The following is a 26,308-nucleotide window of genomic DNA, read 5'->3' as shown; positions in this document are numbered from 1 at the left end:
AGCCCTTTCGCCCAGCGAAAGGGCTCTGACCCCACGCCGCTCCCCCATTTGCGCCCGCCCACGCCCCACCTAGAATGGGGCCATGAGCACCCTGACCTTCCGCGCCGCCACGCCGGCCGACATCCCCGCCCTGATCGCCCTCGTCACCTCGGCCTACCGTGGCGACGCCAGCCGCGTTGGCTGGACCACCGAAGCCGACCTGCTGGATGGCGCCCGCATCGACGCCGAAGGCATCCAGGCCGACCTCGACCGCCCGCGCTCCACCATCCTGCTGGCCGAGCGCGGGGACCAGCTGGTGGCCTGCGCCCACGTCGCCGATGTCGACGGCAAGGGCTACTTCGGCATGTTCTCGGTCGATCCGGCCCAGCAGGGCGGCGGCGTCGGCAAGCAGCTGATGGACGCCGCCGAAGCACACGCCGCGCGCGAATGGAACGTACCGGTGATGCAGATGACCGTCATCGACGTGCGCGACGAGCTGATCGCCTTCTACGAGCGCCGCGGCTACAGCCGTACCGGCATCAAGAAGCCGTTCCCGTATGGCGACGAACGCTTCGGCATCCCCAAGCGCGACGACCTGCGCTTCGAGATCCTGGAAAAGCCGCTGAACGGAGCCGCCGCGTGAGCGAGGCCTGGACCTTTGTCTGTGCCGGCAACGAGCTGCTGCCGGGTGAAATGAAGAGCGTGTTCGACGAAGTGACCGGCACGCCGATCGTGGTATTCAACCTCGACGGCGAGCTGTACGCACTGGAAGACCAGTGCACGCATGAAGAGTTCGAACTGTCCTCGGGCGAGTTCAACACGACCGAAGGCAGCGTGGAGTGCGTGCTGCACGGCGCGCGCTTCGACGTGCGCGATGGCCGCGCCCTGTGTGCCCCGGCCTATACCCCGGTGCCCAAGTTCCCGGTGAAGCGCGAGCACGACGCGGTCTGGACCCGCGACGACCGGGATTGAGGCGGCGCTCGGCCCGGAGAGCCCCCAGAGGGCGCCTCGCGGGAGAGCATCCACCCATGGGGCGGATCCACTGGAGTACGCTGAGGGGCCCTCCAAGGCCCTTCCAGGCCATCCAGATCGGCAACCCGATTGCGCATATGCGAATCATTATCGTTGATGTTATTCTACGTAACATCTTCGTAACGACATCGACCCTGCGCCATGGCTTCGCCCGCGCCCACCGCCACGCTGTGCCAGCTCGCCCGCCAAGGGTGGCCACTGCTCGTGGCCGTGCTGCTGACGTTGCTGCTGGGCTGGTCGGCCTTGCACGAGGGGCGTGGCGGCGATCCGGCCGCGCACGGCTGGCAGGCACACGCTGAAGATCTGCTGCAGGCGATGCCGCTGCCGCAACCGCCAGCCGACGAATGCCCGCAGCACGCCGCACCAGCACCGGAGCCTCCGTTCGATGGCGAGGGCACCTCGCCCTGCACCGGTCTGGTCCCTGCACGCGCCGCTCTGGTCGCGCGTATCCCGCTGTGGCGCTCCGATGCCCTGCGCTGGCAGTTGCATGATCCCGCGCTGCGGTTGAACCCCGGCCACGCACCGCCCGCACCGCACGCCAGCTGAGGCGCCCTGCGGCCGTTGCCGTGCGCCTGATTGCGTTTCCCGCCAGCCGAGCCTGGCTCGGCTCTACAGCACCCACTTCCCGCCTGTCGCCGCATGCCCATCTGCGCCGGCTCGCGCTCGCCCTTTCCCGATCCAAGCCACTACCCACCGCCATGACCCACATCACGTCCCGCAAGCACGCCCCGCGCGTTTCCCTGCTCGCCACCGCCACCCTGGCCGCGGGCTTTGCTCCGCTGGCTGCGCAGGCTGCCGACGGCGCCGACGCCGGTTCCCGCAACGCCACCGAGCTGGACAAGGTGCAGGTGCGCGGCAGCTGGTTCAACCCGTCCTCGCCGAAGTTCACCGCCGAGCTGCTGGACACCCCGAAGTCGGTGTCGATCGTGTCGGAGAAGCTGATCGCCGAAACCGGTGCGACCAACCTGCAGGATGCGCTGCGCATGGTGCCGGGCATCACCTTCGGTGCCGGCGAAGGCGGCAACCCGACCGGCGACCGCCCCTTCATCCGTGGCTTCGATTCGCAGAGCAACGTGTTCGTCGACGGCCTGCGCGACGTCGGCTCGCAGACCCGCGAGATCTTCGACCTGGAGCAGGTGGAAGTGGTCAAGGGCCCGAGCTCGGCCTACGGCGGCCGTGACTCCGGTGGTGGCAGCCTGAACCTGGTGAGCAAGACGCCGAAGCTGAAGAACGAGACCAGCGCCAGCATGGGCATCGGCACCGACAGCTACGCGCGCGGCACCGTGGACGCCAACTACGTGCTGGGCGACGGCATCGCCGCCCGCCTGAACCTGATGAAGCACGAGTCGGACATCGCCGGCCGCGACGCCGCCAACGTCAGCCGCTGGGGCATCGCGCCGTCGATCGCGTTCGGCCTGAACGGCCCGGCGCAGCTGATCGCCAGCCACTACCACATGCAGAGCGATGACCTGCCGGACGCGGGTGGCTTCCCCTACAGCAATCCGTTCTCCAGCGGCCCTAACGTGGCCAAGAACGGTGATGGCCGCCCGATGGTGCCGGACCGCAACAATTACTACGGCCTGGTCGACCGTGATTTCCAGCGCACCCGCGCCGACATCAGCACCCTGGACGCCAGCTACGACTTCAGCGGACACAAGCTGCGCAACATCGCGCGCCTGGGCAACACCAGCAACGACTACCTGTGGACCCAGCCGGACGACAGCAAGGGCAACCCCAACCTGTACGGCACCTTGTGGCGTCGCACCAACACCCGTGCGGTCGACGTCAAGAGCTTCGCCGACCAGCTGGGCCTGACCGGTGCGTTCCAGACCGGCGCGCTCAAGCACAGCTACAGTGCGGGCGTGGAGTACAGCGACGAGAAGATGACCCGTGGCAGCTACCTGATGTCGCCGGGCACCGCCAATCCCCTTGAAAACAGCGCCAACAGCACTCGCTGCCAGGTGTCCGGCGCGGCCACCGGCTACAACTGCACCGACTTCAACAATCCGAACCCGAACGATCCGTGGGCGGCCGGTCAGATCGTCTATCGCAGCGACAAGGCGCTGGACGTCGAGCAGCGCACCAAGACCACCTCGGCCTACGTGTTCGACACCATCGAGCTCAATGAGCAGTGGATGATCAACCTCGGCCTGCGCTATGACGACTTCCGTACCACCCTGACCACTCCGGTGGCCGGCAAGGCACCGACCCGCGTGCGCAACAGCAACGACTTCCTGAACTACCAGGCCGGCGTGGTGTTCAAGCCGGCCGCCAACGGCAGCATCTACCTGTCCTGGGGCACCTCCTCGACCCCGCCGGGCATGGACGGTGGCGACGGTTCGGACGGCCTGAGCGCCGCCGTGGCCGACCTCAAGCCGCAGGACACCAGGAACCTCGAACTGGGCACCAAGTGGGACCTGTTCGACAAGCGCCTGAACCTGACTGCCGCGATCTTCCACACCGTGATGAACAACGCACGCGTGACCATCGACAACGGCACCAGCCAGAACGCCGGCAAGAAGGAAATCAACGGCTTCGAGCTGGGCTTCACCGGCCAGCTGACCGATGCCTGGAGCCTGTACGGCGGCTACACCTACCTGGACTCGGAACTGAAGGACAACGGTTTCGTCTGTGGCGCACCGGTGGGCCGCACCTGCCCGTCCAACGTCTACGTGCCGTCGCCGAACAACGGCAACGTGTTCCCGAACACCGCCAAGCACAGCGCGAACCTGTGGACCACCTACCGCTTCCCGATCGGCCTGACCATCGGCGCCGGTGCGTTCTACTCGGACAAGCAGTACGGTGACGTCGCCAACACCAAGTGGATTGCCAGCTACACCCGCTTCGACGCGATGGCCAGCTACGCGATCCAGGACAACATCAGCCTGCAGCTCAACGTGCAGAACCTGACCGACAAGACCTACTTCACCAAGGCCTATGCCTCGCACTACGCGAGCATCGCCCCGGGTCGCTCGGCCACCCTGGCACTGAACGTGAAGTTCTGATGTAACTGCGCTCCACCACGGCGGCAGGCTCTCCTGCCGCCGTTTTTGTTTCCGGCGATACTCACCCCATGGCAACCCGTACCCCCATCGACAGCGATGCTCTGGCCGAGCTGCTGCAGCACGATCCGCAGGCTGCCTTCGCACGCGTGCGCGACGCCGCGCAGGCCGGACAGGTCGAGGCACAACTGCTGCTCGCGCAGATGCACATGGAAGGCAAAGGCACCGCACAGGACGCCTCGGCGGCACGGCTCTGGTACGAAACCGCCGCCAACCACGGCGCGCCGATGGCGATGAACATGCTGGGCCGCTGCCACGAACTGGGCCAGGGCACCGCACCCGACCCGGTGCTGGCCGCGGTGTGGTACCGGCGCGCGGCCGACACCGGCTTGGACTGGGGCCTGTACAACCTGGCCAACCTGCTGGCCACCGGCCGCGGCGTGCCCCAGGACCGCGCGCAGGCACTGGCCCTGTACACCCGTGCCGCACACCTGGGCCATGCCAAATCGATGAACCTGCTGGCCCGCCACCTCGAAGACGGGCTGGATACCGCACCCGATCCGCAGGCAGCGCTGGCCTGGTACCAGCGCGCGGCCGAAGCCGGTGATTTCCGCGGCCAGGCGAACTACGCCTCGATCCTGCTGCAGGCCGGCCAGGTCGAGCAGGCCGTGCACTGGCTGCGGCTCGCACTGGCGCACGGCAGCCCAGCGTTCATGGCGCACATCGTGCCGGAACTGGCCGCGTCGCCGCATCCGCAGGTGCGCGCCCTGGTCGCACCGCCGTCCCTCTGAGGAGTCCCGCATGCTGCTGCACATCCCCGACATTCTCAGCGCCGACCAGGTGGCCGACTTCCGGCGCCGCCTCGACGCCGCCGACTGGACCGATGGCCGCGAAACCGTGGGGCATCTGGGCGCGCAGGCCAAGCACAACCAGCAGCTGCCCGAGGCCTCACCGCTGCGCCGCGAACTGGGCGAGATCATCCTCGTCGCACTGGCCCGGCACCCGCTGTTCTTCAGCGCCGCGCTGCCGCTGAAATACCTGCCGCCGCGCTTCAACCGCTACAGCGGTGGCGGCACCTATGGCTTCCATGTTGATGGCGCGGTGATGAACCTGGCCAACGGCGAACAGCTGCGTTCGGACATTTCCTGCACCCTGTTCCTGTCGGCGCCGGACGAGTACGAGGGCGGCGAACTGATCATCAGCGACACCTACGGCGAGCACGAAGTGAAGCTGCCGGCCGGCGACCTGATCGTGTACCCGTCCAGCAGCCTGCACCAGGTGCGCCCCGTCACTGCCGGCGCGCGCGTGGCCTCGTTCTTCTGGGTGCAGAGCATGGTCCGCGACGATGTGCAGCGCCGCCTGCTATGGGAAATGGACGGCTCGATCGAGCGCCTGCGGCAGACCGGCGGCGACGCCGGGGCGGTGCTGCAGCTGACCGGCGTGTACCACAACCTGCTGCGGCGCTGGAGCGAGGTCTGAGCCCGGTCGGGCTGGCCTGCGAAATTTTGGCAATCATTCTCATTTGCAACAGCTAACAGCTCTCATTACAATCACGCCCCGTTGATGCCGGCCGCTGCCGGCAAACCCCTGGGGACCCCTGCTTGCTGCGCCCGCTTCGCCCTCGTCCACTCATCCATCGCAAGATGGGCACCGCCATGCGCGGCCAGCGTCCTGCGCTGGCCAGCCTGCTGGCGTGGGTGGCGATGCTGGCCCTGCCGCTGGGCACCCTGCCGCTGCTGCCACTCGGCCAGGCCGGAATGGCCGTGCAGATGCCGCTGGAAGAGCGCGGCGGCGAAGGCGCCTTGCAGGAAGAGGCACCGGCCAAGCTGCGCCGCTGTGCTGCCGCTCCGGTGAAATCAGCCGAGAAGGCACGCCCGCCGTTGCTGCTGGCCAGCCAATGGCTGCGCACCGAGCTTGAACTCGTACCCGCCACGCCGGCCATGCCCGGCGTGCGCCCGGACTGGCCGCTGGCTGCTCCGGACACGCCCTGGGCCGATGCGCCCGGGCGCCGCCAGCAACGCGGCCAGGCGCCGCCGCTCGCCTGATTCACGGCCCCGCGTGACCGCCTGCGCGGTCGCGCCCGCGCGCCGCTGCCTGCTGCATCCCTGCCGCCCCTGACCGGGCCTCCCCGTGCATGCCGCGCCGTTCGCGCCTGGCATCGCACCACCCTGCAACCTTCGAGGTTACTGCCATGGCCCAGCGCCATCGTGTCCGTTCGTCCCTGTCCCGTACCCTGCTGACCAGCGCCGTGCTGGCAGCCATGACCGCCCCTGCCTTCGCCCACGGTGACGCTACCGGCGCGCCACAGACGCTGGACAAGGTGGTGGTCACCGCCTCCGGCTTCGAGCAGAAGGTGATCGATGCACCGGCCAGCATCAGCGTGGTCAGCCGCGAAGAACTCAGCAAGCGCCCCTACACCAACCTGGTCGATGCGCTGCGCGACGTCGAAGGCATCGATGTCGGCCTGGAGGCCACCGACAAGAACGGCCGCGCCACCATCTCCATGCGCGGCCTGCCGTCCGAGTACACCCTGGTGCTGATCGACGGCCGCCGCCAGAGCAATGTCGGCCAGCTGTACCCGAACAATTTCGGTGGCGGCCAGTTCGCCTACCTGCCGCCGCTGGACGCGATCGAGCGCATCGAGGTCGTGCGCGGCCCGATGTCCACGCTGTATGGCTCAGACGCGATGGGTGGCGTCATCAACATCATCACCCGACGCAACCAGGACAGCTGGCACGGCGCCGTGACCCAGGGCTTCACCGTGCAGCAGGATGACCAGTTCGGTGATGCGCGCACCACCGACCTGTACCTCAGCGGCCCGCTGCTGAAGGACCGCCTCAGCCTGGCGGTGCGCGGCAGCTACTACGACGCCAAGGCCTCCAATCCGGAGTGGGACGCACTGACCCTGCCCGACGGCAGCCTGTGGGAGCGCAGCATCGGCTTCGGCGGCGGTGGCAAGTCGGTGGCCAACACCAACTGGAATACCGGCGTGCGCCTGGACTTCCGGGTCAACGATGACCACGAACTGTGGCTGGACTACGACGTATCGCGGCAGAAGTACGACAACAGCGAAGGCCAGACCGGCACGCTGGACAGCCTGGCCAGCCTGTGGCGCGTCGGCAATGCGGTCATCCCCAACCCGAACGGCAGCGGCACCGTCACCCGCCGCGTGGTGCAGCCGCGCGTCGGCTACACCGCCTACCAGCGCTACGAGCGCGATCAGCTGTCGCTGACCCACCAGGGCCGCTACAGCTTCGGCACCTGGCAGACCTCACTGACCCACAGCAAGAGCAGCAACCTGGGTCGTTCGCTGCCACTGACCCTGGACGAGCGCGCCAACCTGCAGACGCTGTGGAATGACGTCTGCCGCCGCACCGGCGCCGCCAACAACTGTGCGGCCGGCCGTGGCAATGCCCTGGCCGCGCTCAACCCGAGCGAGATGGCGCGCCTGCAGGCGTTCCTGCCGCGTCCGCTGCGCACCATGGAACTGGAAGGCTACGTGCTCGACACGATGCTCGACCTCGACTTCGGCGCGCACAAGCTGACCGTCGGCGGCCAGTACAACGACACCGACATGATCGACGGCGTGTTCGGCATGGATGGCGCCGGTTATCGCAGCAACACCAGGCAGAAGCACCGCATGTGGGCGCTGTTCGCCGAGGACAACTGGGCGCTGAACGATACCCTCACCGCTACCTTCGGCCTGCGCTACGACGACCACAACGTGTTCGGCAGCCACGTCAGTCCGCGTGGCTACCTGGTGTGGAACGCCAGCGATGCGTGGACCTTCAAGGGTGGCGTCAGCACCGGCTACAAGACCCCGCGACCGGACCAGTTGTTCCCGGGCATCACCGGCTTTGGTGGCCAGGGCGTGCTGCCTCTGGTCGGTTCCCCGAACTTCAAGCCTGAAACCAGCACCAACTACGAGCTGGCCGCCTACTACGAAGGCCAGCGCTGGGGCTTCAACGTCACCGGCTTCTTCAACACGTTCGAAGACAAGATCGCCAGCGGCGGCACGTTCCCGAACTGCGAAGTGGCCCGCGCCGGCAGCGGCTACTGCGTGGACATCGGCCCAGGCTGGGCAGCACTGGGCTACAGCACCTTCACCCAGAGCGTGAACATCGACAAGGCCGAGACCCGCGGTGCAGAACTGGCCGGTCATGTCGACCTGCTCGACAACCTGCAGCTGCGCGGCAACTACACCTGGACCAGGAGCGAGCAGACCAGCGGCCCCGACAAGGGACGCCCGATCTCAGGTACCACGCCGGCAAAGCACATGGCCAACGCCAGCCTCAACTGGCAGATCAACGAAGCGATCAGCCTGTCGCTGATCGGCGAAGGCCGCTACGACCGCTATCGCGACACCCTCATCGACAGTGCCGGCACCCGCCACGTGCGCTATTACGAGGACTACACGATCTTCCACCTGGGGGGCAGCTGGAAGGCCACGCCGTGGCTGACGGTCAACGCACGGGTGAACAACCTGTTCGACAAGGACTTCGTTTCACAGTCGTGCCTGCTGCTCAATCCCAGCGAGTTCAGCTGCGTGGATGACTACGCGACCAAGGACCAGCGCCGCAGCTACTGGATTTCGTTGAACGCGAAGTTCTGATCGCCGCGCACCGGCAGTGCCGGCCACTGGCCGGCATTGCCCTGCCCTGGTGGGTGCCGACCTTGGTCGGCACCGCTTCATCCACGCATGGCCTGGATCTACCGATCGGTAGTGCCGGCCGCTGGCCGGCAACCCGCAATGCCTGCTCCCGGGATACAGAACGATACGCAATTGCGAGCTATTCTCATCAATGATGTAATGGGCAGTCCTCGTCCGCCTCGAACCGTGCCGTGAGCCGTCCTGCCTCTTCCACCGTGCAGCAGCAACAGAACCGTGGCTTCTGGCTGCGGACGCTGCACCAGTGGCACTGGATCAGCTCGGCGGTGTGCCTGATCGGCATGCTGCTGTTCGCGGTGACCGGCCTGACCCTCAACCATGCCGCGAAGATCGAGGCCAAGCCCGAGGTGCAGAACCAGCATCTGGAACTGCCGGCCGCGCTGCTTGGACAGCTCGGCACGCGCGAAGACGGCAACGCACCGATTCCGTGCCCTGCCCGGCAGTGGCTGGACACGCAGCTTGGCATCGCCATCGGCGGGCGACCGGCCGAGTGGTCGCCCGAAGAGATCTACCTGTCGCTGCCCCGCCCCGGCGGCGACGCCTGGCTGAGCATCGATCGCGAGACCGGCGCGGTGGAATACGAATCGACCTCGCGCGGCGCGGTGTCCTACCTCAACGACCTGCACAAGGGCCGCAACGCGGGCCCGGCGTGGGGCTGGTTCCTGGACCTGTTCGCCGTGGCCTGCCTGGTGTTCTGCATCACCGGCCTGTTCCTGCTGCACCTGCATGCGCGGCAGCGGCGCATGACCTGGCCGCTGGTCGGCCTCGGCCTGATGATCCCGCTGCTGATCGCCCTGTTGCTGATCCACTGACTTTTCCCCGTTTCCGGAGCCGCCCCATGCGCGTCACCCTGACCATCGCCCTCAGCGGCCTGCTGGCCACCTCGCCGGCCTATGCCACCACCCTCGACATCAACGTCGAAGTGCCCAAGCTCAACGTGGCCGAATACCACCGCCCGTATGTGGCCGTGTGGCTGGAAGGCGCCGACCAGAAGGTCGCGGCCAACCTCTCGGTCTGGTACCAGCAGACCAGCAACAGCGAAGGCCACGGCACCAAGTGGCTGCCCGACCTGCGCCAGTGGTGGCGCAAGAGCGGCCGCACCCTGCAGGTGCCGGTGGACGGCGTGACCGGTCCGACCCGCCCGGCCGGCAAGCACGCACTGTCGTTCAATGACAGGCAGCCGGCACTGAAGCAGCTGGCCCCGGGCAACTACACCCTGGTAGTGGAAGCGGTGCGCGAAGTCGGCGGCCGCGAACTGCTGAAGATCCCCTTCACCTGGCCGGCCACCGCCGCGCAGAACGGCAAGGCGCAGGGCGCCACCGAACTGGGCCAGGTCACCCTCGCCGTCAAACCCTGAAAAGGGGACGGAGGGGATTAAGTCGTAATCCCCTCGCCCTTGTCGCATTACCCCGCATCCACTGGAGTCTTCCGCATGAAGCGCACGCTCGTCCTCGCCGCCGCCCTGGCCGCTGCCCTTCCCTTCTCCGCCCTGGCCCACAAGGCCTGGCTGCTGCCCTCGCAGACCGTGATCGCCGGCAACGCGCCGTGGATCACCGTCGACGGTGCGGTCTCCAACGATCTGTTCTACTTCAACCACGTGCCGCTGCGCCTGGAATCGCTGGTGATCACCGCACCGGACGGCAGCACCGTGCAGCCGCAGAACGCGTCGACCGGCAAGTACCGCAGCGTGTTCGACATCGAACTGAAGCAGCCGGGCACCTACCGCATCGCGTCGGTCAATGACGGCCTGTTCGCCACTTACGAGCAGAACGGCGAGCGCAAGCGCTGGCGCGGCAGCGTTGCCACCTTCGGCGAACTGCCGAAGGACGCGAAGAAGCTGGAAGTGAGCCAGTCGGTCGGCCGCGTGGAGACCTTCGTCACCAACGGCGCGCCGAACCATACTGCGCTGAAGCCGACCAACCGTGGCATCGAGCTGGTCGCCGTCGGCCACCCGAACGATCTGTTCGCCGGCGAGGAGGCCACCTTCCGCGTGCTCGTCGATGGCAAGCCGGCCGCCGGCCTGGAATTCGAGATCGTGCGTGGTGCCACCCGCTACCGCAACGCACAGGACGAGCTGAAGGTCACCAGCGATGCCAAGGGCGAGATCAAGGTGACCTGGCCGGAAGCCGGCATGTACTGGCTGGAAACCGGCACCGAGGACAACAAGACGTCGGTGAAGCAGGCCGCCAAGCGCCGCCTGAGCTACGTCGCCACGCTGGAAGTGCTGCCGCAGTAATGACGTGGACCGCGATGCCGGGCAGCCCGGCATCGCACCCGCAACGCATCACCATGACCGATTCCCTGCTCGACATCGCCCGCCTCGGCGGCACCACCATGGGCACCACCTGGAGCGTGTCGCTGGTCGCGCCGCGCCAGCGCGACCTGCACCCGCTGCACGCCGGCATCCAGGCGCGGCTGGACGAAGTGGTCGCGCAGATGAGTACCTGGGAGCCCGGTTCGGACCTGAGCCGCTACAACCGCGCCGACGCGGGCCAATGGTGCGTGCTGCCGGCCGAGACCCGCCACGTTGTGGCCTGCGCACAGGCGATCGCGTCCACCAGTGGCGGCGCCTTCGATCCCACCGTCGGTCCGCTGGTTGCCCTGTGGGGCTTCGGTGCACATGCCGGTGAACGCCGCCAGCCCGACGACGCTACCCTGCAGGCCACGCGCGATCGCTGCGGTTGGCAGCGCCTGCAGTGGCAGGACGATGCGCTGCTGCAACCGGGTGGGCTGGAACTGGATCTCTCCGCGATCGCCAAGGGCTTTGGCGTCGACCATGTCGCTGCGTGGCTGCGCACACAGGGCATCACTGCCGCGCTGGTCGAAGTCGGCGGCGAACTGGCCGGCTACGGCCGCAAACCGGACGGCCAGCCGTGGCGCGTGCTGGTGGAGTCCGCGCCGGAAGAAGATGCGCACACCAATACCCCGCCGCGGGTGCTGGCGCTGGAGGGCAAGGCGGTGGCCACCTCCGGCGATCGCTGGCACCAGTACCAGGTCGATGGCGAGGCCTACAGTCACAGCCTGGACCCGCGTTCGGGCAGACCGGTGCGCCAGGTTGCCGCGGCAGTCACCGTGGTGGCCGACGACGCCATGCACGCCGATGCCTGGGCCACCGCACTGACCGTGCTGGGCCGCGAACAGGGCATGGCGCTGGCCGAACGCGAAGGGCTGGCTGCGCGCTACCTGCAACGCGCAGCGGACGGCCCGCAGGAATTCCTCAGCAGCGCCTTCCAGCGCCTGCTCGACGAGCAGAGCCCATGAATACCCGGCCGTCGCGCGCGTGGCTCGGCAACGCGCTGGTCCTGCTTCTGCTGGCGCTGATCGGCTGGGCGCTGCTGCGCCTGCACCTCGGTGAAGCCTGGTGGCATGGCGCGCCACCGGCGCGGCAGTCTCAGATCGCGGTACTCGCCACGGCGCTGTATGCGCTGGCCTGCGTTGCGCTGTGGTGGCGTGGGCGCCCGCGCGACGATGCCGCAAGCGGAGACTCCGCGCCCATCCTGCTGGCCTGGTCCAGCCAGACCGGCTTCGCCCGCGAACTGGCCGAACGCAGCGCCGAGGCCCTGCGCGGTGCCGGCGTGCCAGCGCGCGTGCGCGGACTGCATGAAGTCGACGCCGTGTTGCTGGCCGGCAGCCAGCGGGCGCTGTTCATCGCCAGCACCACCGGCGAAGGTGATCCGCCCGACCACGCCCTGCCGTTCCTGCGCGGGGTGATGGCCACGCCGCCCTCGCTGCAGCATCTGCACTACGGCGTGCTCGCACTGGGCGACCGCAGCTATGGCCACTTCTGCGGATTCGGTCACCAGCTCGACCAATGGCTGCGCCAGCACGGCGCGCATCCACTGTTCGATGCAATCGAAGTCGACAACGCCGATCCGGCGGCGCTGCGCCATTGGCAGCAGTTGCTGGGACAACTCGGCGGTAACGCCAGCGAACTGCCCGACTGGAGTCCGGCCGAGTACCAGCCGTGGACGCTGCTGCAGCGCGAGCATCTGAACCCCGGTAGCCCCGGCGGCCCCGTGTATTGGTTGCGCCTGCAGCCCCCAGCCGATGCAGATGCGCAATGGCAGGCCGGTGACATCGCCGAGATCGGCCCACAGCACGCATCGCACACCGTGCGTGCCTGGCTGGACACACAACGCTTTGACGCGGACATCGTGCTGGATGACGGACAGACGTTGCTGGCACGCGTCGCGCGCTCGCACCTGCCCTCATTGGTTCCCCCGGGTGATCTGCCTGCATTGCTGGCGACCCTGCAGCCGCTGCCGCATCGCGAGTACTCGATCGCCTCGGTGATGGCCGACGGTGCGGTGGAGCTGCTGCTGCGCCGCCAACTGCGCGCCGATGGAACACCGGGCATCGGCAGTGGCTGGCTGTGCGACCACGCGGCCATCGACGAACCGGTGCAGCTGCGTCTGCGCCGCAACGACAATTTCCATGGCGTGCCCACCGATGTGCCGCTGCTGCTGATCGGCAACGGCACCGGCATCGCCGGCCTGCGCGCGCACCTGCACGAACGTGCCCGGAGTGGCGCGCGCCGCACCTGGCTGCTGTTCGGTGAGCGTACCGCCGCGCACGACTTCCACTTCGGTGAAGAACTGCAGGCGATGCTGGCCGACGGCACGCTGGCGCGGCTGGATGCGGTGTTCAGCCGAGATGGCGGCGCGCATCGCTATGTGCAGGACCGGCTGCTGGCCGAAGCGGCAACGCTGCGGCAGTGGGTGGATGAAGGCACGACGATCCTGGTCTGCGGCAGCCTGCAGGGCATGGCCCCGGCGGTGGATGCGGTGATCGAGCAGGTGTTGGGTACTGCGGGCAAGGAAGCGCTGTTGCTGGCCGGTCGTTACCGGCGCGATGTGTATTGAACGAACCATCGGGGTCGGATCCCTTTCCGCAGGAAAGGGCTCTGACCCCAACCACAGCCGCACCATGACGGCGTGCCCAGGCATGGTGACAACCTCACAGCTGTAGATCCACGCCATGCGTGGATGGAGCCCACCGGCGCCCAGCAATCATCCCGCTGCTGCACTGACCCGTATCGCCAGCAACTCGCCACCACCCTGCAACGCGTGCCGCTGACGTTCGCCGGCCGCCAACCATGCGGTATCGCCCGCCTGCAGCGCCGGCAGGCCGCTGTCGGCACCAAACTCCGCCTGACCGGCCAGCAGATGCAGCGCCCAGGCCACGCCCGGTTCGCAGAAGAAGAACATCGCGCCCACCAGCGGCCGGTGCAGCAGTTCGGCCTGCAGCAGCTCGCGCTTCCACATCAGGTTGAAGTCGTGGGTGGTGCCATCGATCAGTTCCCCGTGCAGTGTCTCCTCACCAGCAAACCGCACTCGTCCGTGTGGCGGCAGCACTTCCGCCACGCGTCCATCGTCGAAGCGCAGACGCACGCCATTGCCCTGCAGCAACACCAGTTCACGCTCCACGCCGGGGAAGGCAGAGAACGCGGCATCCTGTTCGATTTCGGCCACCGACAGGCGCAGCGCCCAGTCATCCCCCTGCGCGGGCAGGCGCAGGATCTCGCGGGTCCAGCCCAGGCCGTTGCGCCAACGTTCGCGGCGGTAGTCCAGGCTGGAGATCACCTGGCTCGGAGTGTGCAGCAGGGAGTCGATGTTCATCGGCGCATTGCATCATGCCGCGCGCCGTCGTGCATCACCGCGTGGCGAGCGTGCCCTGGCCACCGCACCCGCCGGCCAGCAGCTGCGAGTGCTTCAGCCAATCCTGGTCGGGGTAGTAAGCAAACACCATCGTGCCGCCACGCAACGCATCGATCAGCGGCCTGGCCACCGACAGGCGCACCGCCGGGCAACCCAGGCTGCGGCCCAGCCGCCCCTGCAGCTGTGCGGTGGCCGGATTCACGTACGGCGCGCCGTGGATGACGATGGCCCGTTCCCGCGCCTTGTCGTTGAAGCCCGGTTCCAACCCCGCCAGGCGCAGCGAATACCCATTGCCGCCCATGTAGGTCTCCTGCGCAGTGAACGCGCCGAGGCTGGACATGAAGCTGCCATCGCGGTTGGAGAAGTGCTCGGTGCGGTTCTCGCCACTGTTGCGGCCATGCGCCACCCACTCCTCGAACAGCAGGCGCTGGTGGGCCAGGTCGAACACCCACAGGCGCGGCTCGGTGGACGGGCGCGAATAGTCGATCACGCTGAGGCGATCACCATTGATGCCCAGTTCCGGCCGCTGCAGCGCACAGCGCATGGCATGCGCCGCCAGCTGCAACACGTGGCGGTCGGCCTTGGGCGCACTGCGCGACAGCAGGGCAGCCAGATCATCGGCGCTGGTGGCAAGGTCGGGCGTCTGTGCCAGCGCCGGGGCGCTGGCCGAGGTCGCCAGCAGGCCGAACGCGGCCAGCCGGCACAGGCGGGATGCAGTCATGGGCACAACGAGGGGACTCAGTTGCCCTTGAGGGTGGACCCTGGCGGCTCGGATTCCAAGACCGGCTGCATTCCGGATTCAGCCGGGCTTGGGCGGACCGCCGGCAGCGAGGTCACCAGCAGGGTCGTGCCCGGCACCAGCACCTGGTACAGCTGGCGGGCGAAATCGGGCGGCAGCGCCATCGGCAGCGAGGGCGTGGCCAGCAGGTCCGGCGTGGCCTGGGCACGGTCCTGGCCCAGCAACGGGTAGGCCGTCCACTGGTGCAGGCGCTGGTTCACGTCCAGCGGGCTGGGGGTGTCGCTGTAACCCTGCCCCATCACGAACAGCGTGGTGCCCTGGAACGCCGGCAGGGCGTCAGCCTTCAGCGGCGACTCGCCGATCATCACGCCATCGCGCAGCACGTACAGGCGCTGGTCGTGCAGGCTGACCAGGATGCCGACCTGCCCGGCCGGCGCCGCGCTGTCGTCCCACCAGGCCTGTGCCGGGGCTCCGCCCTCGGCCTCCGGCAGCGCCTGACCGCGCGCGTTCACCGGCGCCAGCACCGACGGATAGGCCAGGGTCATCGGTGAGCTCTTGGCATCGGCCACGACCACGGTATCGCCGCGCTGGGTTTCGCTGAACAGCTTCTGCGCGAAGGCCTGCGGCAGGCGCACGCAGCCGTGCGAGGCGGGATGCCCGGGCAGGCTGCCGCCATGCAGGGCGATGCCGTCCCAGGTCAGCCGCTGCATGTACGGCATCGGCGCGCTGTTGTAGAGGTTGGACCTGTGGTCCTTGTCCTTCTGCAGGATGGTGAACACGCCGGTTGGCGTCTCGTGTCCGGCCTTGCCCGAGCTGATCGTGGTCAGGCCGATGGCAATGCCGTTGCGGTAGACGTAGGCGCGCTGCTCATCGAGGCTGACCACCAGCACGATCGGGCCGGTCGGCGAGATTTCCGGATGCCAGAGGTATTCGCCCGGCTTGAGGTCGGTCGGCCCGCGCACTTCAGCGCTGCTGGCTGCGGCAGCCGTGGGCTTGGCAGCCGCTGTCGGCGCAGCGGCATGGGCCAGCAGCGGCAGGGCCAGTGCAAGGGCGAGCATCAGGGTGGTGGGGCGGAGCGGGAGCATCCAGCGGGGGTCCTTTCCATGCGGTGCGGCCACCGTACACCATCGGCCCGTGGTGGCCGCGGCAAAACCAGGCGCCGGAAATGAAACTGCCCGGCGACACAGCCATGTGTCGTACCGGGCAATCGTTACGTCCTTGTCGGCCTGCTGCCGCCCCCTCGCATCCTGCGCTGTGGGGGTAGCGTTGCATCCTGCACGCGGCCGCGTCTGTCCTGCTTGTATCTCAGCCCCTTCCACAGGTCTGTGATGCCACCATCCTGGTGATTGGTGCCGCGTCCTGCGGCGGTCGGTGGTCACGGCCGTCCTGTCCGTGACCGCTGAACCAGCTTCCTGCCGGTTCCGACGATTCCTGCTGTCAGCGCCTCGGTACGGTCCGCACCGGTACCGATCCGGGTACCGGATCCGCCGGCAACAACCTGTTGCCTACGGTGATCCGCTGTCGATTCCGTTTGACGATTGCTTTCCCTATCCCCTTCACCTGCGTCAGGTCCTCGACGCGATGAAACGGGCCGTGTCTGCGCCGGTGCTCGACGATCGCCTCGGCCTTGGCGGCTCCGACCATCGTCAATCCCTGCTGCAGCGCCTGGGCATCGGCGCGGTTGATGTCGATCGGTTCGGCGGCATGCGCCCCAGCGATCCCCATGACCAGCACCAGTGCCCTCAACACGACAAACCAAGGCACAACGTGTATCTCCTTGTGATTCTGGCCGCCCCGACCGGCAATCCCGTCGGTAGGAACAGTGTCCGTCACCACATGCACACAGCCTATCGGTTTCCCGGATTTCCGTAAGCCAGCCAAATACCCGACGTGATGTAGGAAAAACCCTACCCGTGGCACAGGCGTAGAATGGCCGGATCAGCCCATGCAACCGGAGTTTCAGATGGACAGCGCCAAGCTCGGCCAATTCGTCAATGACAAGTGGGACAGCGAGATCGTCCCGCAGTTGGTCGACTACATCCGCATTCCCAACAAGTCGCCGATGTTCGACGCCAATTGGGTGCAGAACGGCTACATGGAACAGGCGGTCACCCTGATGGAGAACTGGGCCAGGGCCCAGCAGCTGCCCGGCCTGAAGGTTGAAGTGGTGCGCCTGGAAGGCCGTACCCCGCTGATCTTCCTGGAAATTCCGGCCACCGGCGCCGAGACCGGCGACGACACCATCCTGCTCTACGGCCACCTGGACAAGCAGCCGGAAATGACCGGATGGGACGACGACCTCGGCCCGTGGACCCCGGTCCTGCGCGGCGACAAGCTGTATGGCCGCGGCGGCGCCGATGACGGCTACGCCATCTTCGGCTCGCTGGCCGCCGTGCTGGCGTTGCAGGCCCAGGGCCTGCCGCACGCGCGCTGCGTGGTGCTGATCGAAGCCTGTGAAGAGTCGGGCAGCTACGACCTGCCAGCCTACGTCGACCACCTCGCCGACCGCATCGGTAAGCCGTCGCTGGTGGTCTGCCTGGATTCGGGCTGCGCCAACTACGACCAGTTGTGGTGCACCACCTCGCTGCGCGGCCTGACCGGCGGCAATTTCACCGTGAAGGTGCTCAACGAAGGCGTGCATTCCGGCGATGCCTCCGGCGTGATCCCGTCCAGCTTCCGTCTGCTGCGCCAGATCCTTTCGCGCATCGAGGACCAGGAGACCGGCCGCATCCTGATCGACGGCATGAACGTCGAGATCCCGGCCGAACGCCTGGAACAGGCCAAGCGCGCCGCCGAAGTGGTGGATACCGAGATCTTCGAGAAGTTCCCGATGGTCGACGGCCTGCGCCCGATGAACGAGGACCTGACCGAGCTGGTGCTCAACCGCACCTGGCGCCCGGCGCTGTCGGTCACCGGCGTCGGTGGCATGCCGCCGCTGGAATCGGCCGGCAACGTGCTGCGCCCGCAGACCTCGGTGAAGCTGTCGTTGCGCCTGCCGCCGACGGCCGATGGCAAGACCTGCGGCGAGCTGCTGAAGGAAGCGCTGCTGCGCGACCCGCCGAACGGCGCGCAGGTCACCCTGGACCTGGAAAAGGCCTCCACCGGCTGGAACGCCCCGGCCATGGCGCCGTGGCTGACCCAGGCCATCGACGACGCCAGCCAGGCCTTCTTCGGCAAGCCGGCGATGTACATGGGCGAAGGCGGCTCGATCCCGTTCATGGGCATGCTGGGCGAGAAGTTCCCGGGCGCGCAGTTCATGATCACCGGCGTGCTCGGGCCGCACTCCAATGCGCACGGCCCGAACGAGTTCCTGCACATCCCGATGGGCAAGAAGGTCACCGCCTGCGTGTCCAAGGTGATCAGCGAGCACTACGCGGCCAGCCTGCGCGGCGAGACCAGCGGTTCGCCGGTGGCTGCCGACAGCGGCACCCGCCACGGCGACCACGGCTGCTGCTGATCCGGCACCCGTGACGGACGCAGCCTGGCCTTGCTAGGCTGCGTCCACCCTTGGCGGAAATCGCTCGCATGAATGGTCTGTTCGGCAGCAGCAGCTGGCTCTACATCATCCTGGTCGGCTTCTTCGTCGGCCTGCTCGGGCGTTTCTTCATGCCCGGCAACAACCGCATGGGCTGCCTGCTGACCATCGTGCTGGGCATCCTTGGCGCCCTGGTGGCCGGCTGGTTCGGCCAGTACATGGGCTGGTACGCCCCCGGTGAGCCGGCCGGTTTCCTCGGTGCGGTAGTGGGTGCGGTGGCCGTGCTGGCCGTGCTGCGCCTGTTCAGCGGCCGTCGCTGACCCCGTCCCTCCTTCCCTTCCTGTTCCCGACGTTGGCGCGCCCGGCGCGCCCGGATATGCCTGCATGACCGAACCCGCATCCGATCCCCAGCGCAGCGCGCAGCGCCTGCAGTGGGCCCGTACCCAGCTCGATGATGCCAACGCGGTGGTCGAACGCGCCTCGGTCGATGCCGGCATGCGCAGCTACTGGCGCACCACCAGCACGCGCGGCAGCCACATCGTGATGGATGCCCCGCCGGGGCTGGAAGATCCGCGGCCGTGGCTGCGCATGCGCGGCCTGCTGCACGACAACGGCCTGCGCGTGCCCATGCTGCTGGCGCAGGATCTGGATGCCGGCTTCCTGCTGCTGGAAGATCTCGGCGGCCCGACCCTGGCCAGGATCCTCGACGAGCGCAATGCCGATGAGTGGTTCGGCCGCTCGATCGAACAGCTGCTGCGCCTGCAGGCGATCCCGGTGCCGACCGACTTCGGCCAGTTCGGCGAAGCACTGCTGCAGCGCGATGCCGGCCTGTTCGACGAATGGTTCCTGCAGCGCCACCTGAAACTGGAGCTGGACTGCGGCGAGATCGAAGGCCTGCAGCTGGTGCATCGCCGCCTGATGGACAACGCGCTGGGCCAGGCCCAGCTGATGACCCATCGCGACTACATGCCGCGCAACCTGATGCCGGTCGACAATGGCCCCGCAGTGCTGGATTTCCAGGACCTGGTGCGCGGCCCGATCGCCTACGATGCGGTGAGCCTGTTCAAGGACGCCTTCCTGAGCTGGCCACTGCAACGCGTGGACGAGTGGCTGGCGCAGTATCACGAGCGCGCCCGCGACGCCGGCCTGCCGGTGCCCGACCGCGCCACCTTCCTGCGCGATGCCGACTGGATGGGCATCCAGCGCCACGTGAAGATCCTGGGCCTGTTCTGCCGGCTGCGTTACCGCGACAACAAGGGCCATTACCTCGACGACGCACCGCGCTTCATCACCTATCTGGATGAAGTACTGCCGCGCTATCGGGAACTGGCACCGCTGCAGCAGCTGCTGGACGAGCGCATCAAGCCGGCGCTGGCCGAGCTGGGTGCACCGATGCGCGTGGCCCGATGAAGGCGCTGGTCTTTGCCGCCGGCCTCGGCGAGCGCATGCGCCCGCTGACCCTGCACACGCCCAAGCCGCTGCTGGAAGTGGCTGGCAAGCCGTTGATCGTCTGGCACCTGGAACGCCTGGCCGCACTCGGCGTGCGCGAGGTGGTGGTCAACACCGCATGGCTGGCCGAACAGTTCCCGGCGACGCTGGGCGATGGCAGCCAATGGGGCCTGCACCTGCATTTCCTGTACGAAGGAGCGACCCCGCTGGAGACCGGCGGTGGCATCCTCAACGCCCTGCCGGTGCTGGGCGATGCCCCGTTCCTGGTGGTGAACGGCGACATCTGGACCGATTTCGATTTCGCCACGCTGCCGCGCGAGCCGCAGGGCCAGGCGCACCTGGTGCTGGTCGACAATCCGGTTCAGCACGCGGACGGTGACTACCGCCTCGATACGCAGGGGGTGCTGCACCACGATCGCGAAGGACCGTGCCTGACCTATGCCGGCATCGGCGTGTACCGTCCTTCGATCGTGGCCGACTGGCGCACGGTGATCGGCGAGGCGCCGGGCAGCGAGCGGCTGCCGCCGAAGTTCTCGGTGGTGCCGCTGCAGAAGCATTTCATGGCGCAGGGGTTGATGACCGGGCAGCACCATCGCGGGCGCTGGACCGATGTCGGCACCGTGGATCGCCTGCGTGCGCTGGATGCTGAGTTGGCGGCGAACGGCTGAGCCCCTCGTGGCTGGTCGCTCAAATCAACAGCCGTGCTTGGCCGGGCGGTGTGGGTTCGCGGGGGACGCCGTGGACCCGTCCCTGGGGGCTTGGCCGCGGCATCCATGCCGCGGACACCCCCGCGAACCCACCCCGCCCGGCCTCTGACAGTTTCCGTGGGCGTCCAGCCACGGAAAAGAAAAAAGAAAAGCAAAAGCGGGTCGCTTCGCTGCGCTTGCTCTGGTGACGACCAAGGTCGACACCCACCAACAGCAGTCAGCAGTCAGCAGTGCAGTACGCAGTCCCGGCAGATCGCGGGAACCTGTCGAAGGCGGGGTGGCTCAGGTTGCGGGGGCGTGAGCGCCATGGATGGCGCGATCGAGGCTACATGGACGTACTTGCGCCGTCCCCCGCAACCTGAGCCACCCCGCCTCCCCTCAGGAAGCCAGCCTTTGACGTTGACGTTGCTTCGGCTTCGGCGGGTGCAGGGCGCAGCCCTGCAAAGCAAACCCCACCCTCAGTAGCGGGGCCGGCCTTCTTCCAGCACCTGGCGCAGGAACGGCACGGTGATCCGCCGCTTCGCCGCCAGCGACTCGCGGTCCAGCCAGTCCAGCAGCGTGATCAACCCACCCAGCTCGCGCCCGGTGTGCGACAGCAGCCACTCGATGGATGCCTCGTCGATCGCCAGCCCACGCCGCAGCGCGCGCTCGCGCAGCACCGCTGCCCGCCCCTCCTCATCCAGCGGCTGCAGCAGCACGCGCACGCACTGGCCCAGCCGTGAACGCAGGTCCGGCAGCACCAGGCCCAGCGCTTCCGGGGCCTTCTGCGCCGTGTACAGCACGGTCACGCCTGCAGCGCGCGCGCGGTTGTGGAAATCGAACAGTGCGATCTCGTCGTCGCGGTTGCCGGCAACCTCGTCCAGGCCGTCCAGCGCCACCAGCTCACGCGCCTCCAGCCCATCCAGCGCCGCACGCACGCGGCCGGCCGCACTGGCCAGCGGCACATAGGTCGGCAGGCGCCCTGCCTGCTCGGCGCTGGAACACATCGCCAGCGCCTGGTGGGTCTTGCCCGTGCCCGCCGCACCTTCCAGGTAGACCCAATCGTGGCTGGCACCCACCGCGATCGCGCGCAGCTGCGCCAGCGCGCCATCCGGCGCGCCGATGAAGGTCTCCAGGCGCTGGTCCCGCGGGTAATGCAGGGCCAGCGGCAGTTGCGGCACACCCATCACTTCAGGTCGGGGCCTTTTTCGTTCGGAACGATGATATGGGGCGCATCGACCACGCCGTCAAGCACGATTGCCGGCTTCTCGCCCACGTACAGCTCGCTCTGGCGGTAACGCTGGTGCGCGTAGCGCAGCAGCACGTTGGTCACCGCCGCCACCGGCAGCGCCAGCAGCATGCCGAGGAAGCCGAACAGCTGGCCGCCGGCCATCACCGCGAAGATCACCGCCACCGGGTGCAGGCCGATCTTGTCGCCGACGATGCGCGGGGTCAGTACGTAGCTCTCCAGCAGCTGGCCCACGGTGAACACCACGCCGACCAGGATCAGCAGCTTCAGGTCGAAGCCCTGTGCCTGCACCAGCGCGGCGATCACCGCCATCAGCACGCCGGTGGTCGCGCCCAGGTACGGGATGAAACTGATCAGACCGGCAATCAGGCCGATCAGCAGGCCCAGCTTGAGGCCGACCAGCGACAGGCCGCCGGCATAGATCACGCCCAGTGCCAGCATCACCAGGAACTGGCCGCGGATGAACGCACCCAGCACCTCGTTGGACTCACGCGCCAACGCGCTGATGGTGCCAATGTGGTTGCGCGGAATCACCGACGCCACGCGCTCGACCAGCTTGTCCCAATCACGCAGGAAGTAGAACGCCAGGATCGGCAGCAACAGGATGTTGACCACCCAGGTCACCATCGCGAAGCCGGAGCGCGAGACGTAGCCCATGAACGTGGTGGCGAAGCCGCCGGCCTGCTGCCAGTGGCTGCGCACCCATTCGATCAGGCGGTCCGGGTCCAGCCACTGCATCACTTCCAGGCCGGTCTTCTGCTCGAACCAGGGAATCCCCTTCTCCATCAGCCACGCCTGTGCCTGCGGGGCAACTGCGATCAGGGTGGTGATCTGGCGCTCGATCATCGGTACCAGCACCAGCAGCAGCGCCACGATCACCAGCACCATCGCCGCAAACACCAGCACTACGCCGGTCATGCGCGAGCGGCCGGTGGCCTCGATGCGGTCCACCAGCGGGTCGCCCAGCCAGGCCAGCGCCAGCGCCAGCACGAACGGGGTCAGGATCGGCGCCAGCAGCCACACCACCCAGCCGATCAGGCCGGCGAACAGGATGTATTTCAGGCGGCGCAGGAACTGCGCGATTTCCGCTTCCGGGGTCAGAGTCATCGCAGGCGGTACTCGTTGCTGACCGGGGCGGCCACCGGAGTACCGGTGGTGTCGTCGATCGGAGCGGGCAGGGCCGGCAGCGGAGCGCTCGGCGCCAGCACGCCGTTGTCGCCCAGCATGCGGTTGAAGCCGGCCAGGCCGGTGGTCATCTCCAGGTTCAGCTCCAGCTGGCCAGCCGAGGCATGCAGGGGGGTGACATTGCGCACCACCGGCACCTCGCGCAGGCCAGCGGCCAGACGCAGGTAGTCGTCGGCGCTGTTGATGCCGGTGACCACCACACGGTAGGTCCCGGCCTGACCGACGGCGGCGCCGGCCTTGGCATAGCGTTTGACCAGCGCATCGGCGGCGCCGTCGGCACCGGCCGCCATCGCGCGCATGGCGTTGGCGTCCTTGCTGGTCCACTTGTTCAGTTCACGGCCGTTGTCGACGAACACCCAGTCCGCCTGCCAGCCGCCATTGGCGCGGTACAACTTGCCGATCAGCTGCATCGGCGGCGAGTAGCGCGAGGAGGCACGGGCCACGGCGGCACTGTCCTGGCGCCAGATCGCACCCGCCAGCGCCTGTTCAGCGGCGCCACCACTGGGCAGGCCCAGCTTGTAGCCGCGCTCGATGGCGCGGTTCAGCAACGGCCGGGCGGCGTTGGCCTGCTGCACGCTGACCAGGCGCGGGCCACTGCCATCGTCGACGGCCAGCCACAGCACCGGCTTCGGTCGCGGCTGCGGCCACAGCGGCAGGCCCAGCGCCGACACCAGCGAGTCGACATCATCCTCGCGGAAGCGGGCCACCAGCAGGGTACGGAAGCTGGGGGCGCCACTGGCGCCCACGCTCTGGTCCTGCTTGTAGTCGTAGCTGGCCACGTAGTCCTTGGCGTTGCGCAGCGCCTGCACCACGCCGGGGCGGGACATCACGCTGCGGTCGCCGGACAGCTTGCCCAGTACCACGCTCAGGGCGCGGGCCAGGGCGCCGTTGCGATCGGCCTCGGCTTGGCTGTTGACGGGCACTTCGGCCTCGTACGCGCCACTGGCGGTGGCGACATCACCCTCGGTGCGAAGGCCGCTCTGGGCCATCGTGGCCACCGGCAGGCTCAGCGCAAGGAGCAGGGTCAGAATCAGGCTGCGGCGCATCAGGACATCCATTGGCTCGACGTATCCGGGGGAATTGTTGCCCGAATACGGCCTTTGCGCCAATGCGGCCTGTTAAAATCGCCCGTTCAACCCCTGCCAGCGCCGACGCCCGTGACCAACACCCCGTCTTCCGCCCCCTCCCCCCTCACCTATCGTGACGCGGGGGTCGACATCGACGCCGGCAATGCGCTGGTCGAGCGGATCAAGCCCCTGGTCAAGCGCAGCTTCCGCCCGGAAGTGATGGGCGGCCTGGGTGGCTTCGGTGCCCTGTTCGACCTGTCCAACAAGTACCGCGAGCCGGTGCTGGTGTCGGGTACCGACGGCGTGGGCACCAAGCTGAAGCTGGCCCACCAGCTGAACCGCCACGATACGATCGGCATCGACCTGGTCGCCATGTGCGTGAACGACGTGCTGGTGCAGGGCGCCGAACCGCTGTTCTTCCTGGACTACTTCGCCACCGGCAAGCTGGACATCGACACCGCCGCAGCGGTCGTGGGCGGCATCGCCAACGGCTGCACCGAGGCCGGCTGTGCGCTGATCGGCGGCGAAACCGCTGAAATGCCCGACATGTACGCCCCCGGCGAATACGACCTGGCCGGCTTCACGGTCGCCGCGGTGGAGAAGAGCGAGCTGAAGGACGGCGCCAGCGTGGCCGCCGGCGACGTGCTGATCGGCATCGCCTCCTCCGGCCCGCACTCCAACGGCTACTCGCTGGTGCGCCGCATCTACGACCGCGCCGGTCGCCCGGCCGATCTGGAGCTGGAAGGCGGCGTGAAGCTGGTCGATGCGCTGATGGCACCGACCCGCCTCTATGTGAAGCCGATCCTGTCGCTGCTGAAGTCGCACGGCGAGGCCATCCATGGCATGGCCCACATCACCGGCGGCGGCCTGACCGAGAACATCATCCGCGTAGTGCCCGACGGCCTCGGCCTGGACATCCAGGCGTCGTCATGGGCCCTGCCGCCGGTGTTCCAGTGGCTGCAGAAGGAAGGCGCGGTGGCCGACAGCGAGATGTGGCGCACCTTCAACTGCGGCATCGGCTTCGTGCTGATCGTCGCAGCGGACCAGGTGGCTGCCGTTTCCGATGCAGTCAAGGCGCAGGGCCTGGAGCACTGGACCATCGGCCAGGTGGTCACCGCCGAAGGCGCCGAACGCGTCCACATCGGCTGACGCCGGCAACCCAGGAGCCCCGCATGGACGCAACGCCCCCTTTGTCGCCCGCCCCCGTGCCGCCGCCGCTGGCGACGGTACCGCCGTTCAGCGCGCAGGATGCCGACCACCTGCGCATGCTGGCCATCGCACACTACGTGGTCGGTGGCCTGATCGTGCTGTTCTCGCTGATCTTCATCCTGCACATCGTGATCGGCATCGCCGCGTTGACCGGCAGCCTGCCGATGAAGTCCGGCGGCGAGCCCTCCTCGCTGGAGGAACAGCGCCTGATGGGCTGGGTGTTCACCGTTCTCGGCTGCGTCGTCGTGTTCGGTGGCATCACGCTGGGCGCGTTCGTGGCCTATGCCGGCCGCTGCCTGTCCCGCCGCCGTCGCCATCTGCTGTGCCTGATCGCGGCTGGCCTGGCTTGCCTGTTCACGCCGGTCGGCACGGTGCTGGGGGTGTTCAGCCTGATCACCCTGCTGCGCCCGCAGGTCAAGGCCGCCTTCGACCTTCCCGCCGCGACCGCATGACCGCCTCCGGCAATCCACCGCCGCTGCCGCATCAGACCCTGGCGCAGCTGCAGCTGACCAGCCATCTGCAGACACTGAGAGTGCTGTTCTACGCCCTGGCCGGTTTTCACTGGGTCGCCGCAGTGGCGTTCCTCGGCCTCAGCGGCTGGGTGGCCCAGTCGCGCGGGTTGGAGGATGCCTGGATGCTGACCACGGTCTATGCGTCCATCGCCGTGCTGGCCGCCGTGCTGGGGTTCGTGCAGCTGCACACCGCGCGCCAGCTGTCACATCGCACCGGGCTGGCCTGGTGCCAGCGCGCGGCGTGGCTGGGCGTGCTGGCTGGACCACTGGGCATGGCGTTGGCCGCCTATGCCTGGGTGTTCCTGTCCAAGCCGGAGATGGCTGCGCTGTTCGACCGCGGTGATCACCTCAGTGCCTGAACCTGCCGGCAGACGCCCCGTCCTCATCTGATCGATTTC

General features: G+C 68.0%; 27 protein-coding genes. 20 read left to right on the top strand and 7 right to left on the bottom strand.

All coding sequences use genetic code 11. The features are described from left to right. Window positions 1–82: 82 nt before the first annotated feature. The 13 genes from AC5P9N_RS00655 to AC5P9N_RS00595 all read left to right on the top strand — a co-directional run bounded on the left by AC5P9N_RS00655 (window position 83) and on the right by AC5P9N_RS00595 (window position 13,544). Complete coding sequence (locus AC5P9N_RS00655; protein WP_005408429.1) at window positions 83–622, top strand: GNAT family N-acetyltransferase; 540 nt, start codon at window positions 83–85, stop codon at window positions 620–622. Next, on the top strand, window positions 619–951 hold the full coding sequence (locus AC5P9N_RS00650) for a non-heme iron oxygenase ferredoxin subunit (RefSeq protein WP_012479365.1): 333 nt from the start codon (window positions 619–621) through the stop codon (window positions 949–951). The genes AC5P9N_RS00655 and AC5P9N_RS00650 overlap by 4 nt, the downstream gene beginning before the upstream one ends. 201 nt (window positions 952–1,152) lie before the next feature. Further along, complete coding sequence (locus AC5P9N_RS00645) at window positions 1,153–1,557, top strand: hypothetical protein (RefSeq protein WP_005408427.1); 405 nt, start codon at window positions 1,153–1,155, stop codon at window positions 1,555–1,557. Between the two features lie 152 nt (window positions 1,558–1,709). After that, window positions 1,710–4,016, top strand: coding sequence for a TonB-dependent receptor (locus AC5P9N_RS00640; protein ID WP_099484951.1), 2,307 nt, complete (start codon window positions 1,710–1,712; stop codon window positions 4,014–4,016). A 68-nt stretch (window positions 4,017–4,084) separates the two neighbouring features. After that, window positions 4,085–4,804, top strand: a complete 720-nt coding sequence (locus AC5P9N_RS00635) for a tetratricopeptide repeat protein (RefSeq protein ID WP_099484950.1) — start codon at window positions 4,085–4,087, stop codon at window positions 4,802–4,804. Window positions 4,805–4,814: 10 nt separating this feature from the next. Then, on the top strand, window positions 4,815–5,492 hold the full coding sequence (locus AC5P9N_RS00630; RefSeq protein WP_049430447.1) for a Fe2+-dependent dioxygenase: 678 nt from the start codon (window positions 4,815–4,817) through the stop codon (window positions 5,490–5,492). 164 nt (window positions 5,493–5,656) lie between these two features. Then, a complete protein-coding gene (locus tag AC5P9N_RS00625; protein WP_164212557.1) occupies window positions 5,657–6,058 on the top strand; it encodes a hypothetical protein in 402 nt (133 codons plus the stop codon). A gap of 146 nt (window positions 6,059–6,204) precedes the next feature. Beyond that, complete coding sequence (locus AC5P9N_RS00620) at window positions 6,205–8,625, top strand: TonB-dependent receptor domain-containing protein (protein ID WP_164212558.1); 2,421 nt, start codon at window positions 6,205–6,207, stop codon at window positions 8,623–8,625. A 230-nt stretch (window positions 8,626–8,855) separates the two neighbouring features. After that, window positions 8,856–9,494, top strand: a complete 639-nt coding sequence (locus AC5P9N_RS00615; protein ID WP_099484949.1) for a PepSY-associated TM helix domain-containing protein — start codon at window positions 8,856–8,858, stop codon at window positions 9,492–9,494. Window positions 9,495–9,520: 26 nt separating this feature from the next. Then, window positions 9,521–10,039, top strand: a complete 519-nt coding sequence (locus AC5P9N_RS00610) for a DUF2271 domain-containing protein (protein WP_005408420.1) — start codon at window positions 9,521–9,523, stop codon at window positions 10,037–10,039. A 75-nt stretch (window positions 10,040–10,114) separates the two neighbouring features. Beyond that, window positions 10,115–10,918 (top strand): DUF4198 domain-containing protein, encoded by an 804-nt coding sequence (locus AC5P9N_RS00605; RefSeq protein ID WP_099484948.1) that lies wholly within the window; start codon window positions 10,115–10,117, stop codon window positions 10,916–10,918. Between the two features lie 53 nt (window positions 10,919–10,971). Beyond that, complete coding sequence (locus tag AC5P9N_RS00600; RefSeq protein ID WP_099485005.1) at window positions 10,972–11,943, top strand: FAD:protein FMN transferase; 972 nt, start codon at window positions 10,972–10,974, stop codon at window positions 11,941–11,943. Then, window positions 11,940–13,544, top strand: a complete 1,605-nt coding sequence (locus AC5P9N_RS00595; RefSeq protein WP_099484947.1) for a sulfite reductase subunit alpha — start codon at window positions 11,940–11,942, stop codon at window positions 13,542–13,544. Before AC5P9N_RS00600 ends, AC5P9N_RS00595 begins: the two co-directional genes overlap by 4 nt. Window positions 13,545–13,691: 147 nt before the next feature. Here AC5P9N_RS00595 and AC5P9N_RS00590 read toward each other — a convergent pair whose 3' ends face one another. From AC5P9N_RS00590 to AC5P9N_RS00575, 4 genes are all read right to left on the bottom strand, one after another. Further along, entirely contained in the window at window positions 13,692–14,300 is a 609-nt protein-coding gene (locus AC5P9N_RS00590) for a HutD/Ves family protein (protein ID WP_043034193.1), read from the bottom strand. A gap of 34 nt (window positions 14,301–14,334) precedes the next feature. Next, window positions 14,335–15,060 carry a murein L,D-transpeptidase catalytic domain family protein gene (locus AC5P9N_RS00585; protein WP_099484946.1) on the bottom strand — a complete coding sequence of 242 codons (726 nt, stop codon included), beginning with the start codon at window positions 15,058–15,060 and terminating at the stop codon, window positions 14,335–14,337. Between the two features lie 17 nt (window positions 15,061–15,077). Then, window positions 15,078–16,163 (bottom strand): L,D-transpeptidase, encoded by a 1,086-nt coding sequence (locus AC5P9N_RS00580; RefSeq protein ID WP_049459154.1) that lies wholly within the window; start codon window positions 16,161–16,163, stop codon window positions 15,078–15,080. Window positions 16,164–16,515: 352 nt separating this feature from the next. Beyond that, window positions 16,516–16,842, bottom strand: a complete 327-nt coding sequence (locus AC5P9N_RS00575; RefSeq protein WP_239498878.1) for a ComEA family DNA-binding protein — start codon at window positions 16,840–16,842, stop codon at window positions 16,516–16,518. Between the two features lie 199 nt (window positions 16,843–17,041). Here AC5P9N_RS00575 and AC5P9N_RS00570 point away from each other — a divergent pair, with 199 nt between their 5' ends. From AC5P9N_RS00570 to murU, 4 genes are all read left to right on the top strand, one after another. Further along, window positions 17,042–18,535 carry a M20 family metallopeptidase gene (locus tag AC5P9N_RS00570; RefSeq protein WP_005408412.1) on the top strand — a complete coding sequence of 498 codons (1,494 nt, stop codon included), beginning with the start codon at window positions 17,042–17,044 and terminating at the stop codon, window positions 18,533–18,535. Window positions 18,536–18,603: 68 nt separating this feature from the next. Further along, window positions 18,604–18,873: a GlsB/YeaQ/YmgE family stress response membrane protein gene (locus tag AC5P9N_RS00565; RefSeq protein ID WP_005408411.1), complete on the top strand. Its 270-nt coding sequence runs from the start codon at window positions 18,604–18,606 to the stop codon at window positions 18,871–18,873. Window positions 18,874–18,937: 64 nt separating this feature from the next. Further along, window positions 18,938–19,963 (top strand): aminoglycoside phosphotransferase family protein, encoded by a 1,026-nt coding sequence (locus AC5P9N_RS00560; RefSeq protein WP_059033418.1) that lies wholly within the window; start codon window positions 18,938–18,940, stop codon window positions 19,961–19,963. Further along, the gene (murU, locus tag AC5P9N_RS00555) at window positions 19,960–20,670 is read left to right on the top strand and encodes an N-acetylmuramate alpha-1-phosphate uridylyltransferase MurU (RefSeq protein ID WP_005412511.1); all 711 of its coding nucleotides are present in this window, start codon (window positions 19,960–19,962) and stop codon (window positions 20,668–20,670) included. Before AC5P9N_RS00560 ends, murU begins: the two co-directional genes overlap by 4 nt. Before the next feature lie 497 nt (window positions 20,671–21,167). Here murU and hda read toward each other — a convergent pair whose 3' ends face one another. The 3 genes from hda to AC5P9N_RS00540 are packed head-to-tail and all read right to left on the bottom strand — an operon-like array spanning window position 21,168 to window position 24,180. Then, entirely contained in the window at window positions 21,168–21,875 is a 708-nt protein-coding gene (gene hda, locus AC5P9N_RS00550; RefSeq protein ID WP_005408408.1) for a DnaA regulatory inactivator Hda, read from the bottom strand. Further along, window positions 21,875–23,044 (bottom strand): AI-2E family transporter, encoded by a 1,170-nt coding sequence (locus AC5P9N_RS00545; protein ID WP_005408407.1) that lies wholly within the window; start codon window positions 23,042–23,044, stop codon window positions 21,875–21,877. The genes hda and AC5P9N_RS00545 overlap by 1 nt, the downstream gene beginning before the upstream one ends. Then, complete coding sequence (locus tag AC5P9N_RS00540; protein WP_005412509.1) at window positions 23,041–24,180, bottom strand: DUF2066 domain-containing protein; 1,140 nt, start codon at window positions 24,178–24,180, stop codon at window positions 23,041–23,043. Before AC5P9N_RS00540 ends, AC5P9N_RS00545 begins: the two co-directional genes overlap by 4 nt. Window positions 24,181–24,279: 99 nt before the next feature. Between AC5P9N_RS00540 and purM the strand changes: the two genes are divergently transcribed. Genes purM through AC5P9N_RS00525 form a run of 3 tightly spaced genes read left to right on the top strand, consistent with a single transcriptional unit; the run spans window position 24,280 to window position 26,269 of the window. Further along, window positions 24,280–25,338 (top strand): phosphoribosylformylglycinamidine cyclo-ligase, encoded by a 1,059-nt coding sequence (purM, locus tag AC5P9N_RS00535; protein ID WP_043034199.1) that lies wholly within the window; start codon window positions 24,280–24,282, stop codon window positions 25,336–25,338. 23 nt (window positions 25,339–25,361) lie between these two features. After that, a complete protein-coding gene (locus tag AC5P9N_RS00530) occupies window positions 25,362–25,850 on the top strand; it encodes a hypothetical protein (RefSeq protein ID WP_005408404.1) in 489 nt (162 codons plus the stop codon). After that, window positions 25,847–26,269, top strand: coding sequence for a hypothetical protein (locus tag AC5P9N_RS00525; protein WP_005412507.1), 423 nt, complete (start codon window positions 25,847–25,849; stop codon window positions 26,267–26,269). The genes AC5P9N_RS00530 and AC5P9N_RS00525 overlap by 4 nt, the downstream gene beginning before the upstream one ends. Window positions 26,270–26,308 lie beyond the last annotated feature (39 nt).

Source organism: Stenotrophomonas sp. YJH_SMC_6 (genome assembly GCF_059371335.1).
The sequence above is the reverse complement of the archived record's forward strand: the minus strand, read 5'-3'. Positions and strand labels throughout refer to the sequence as shown.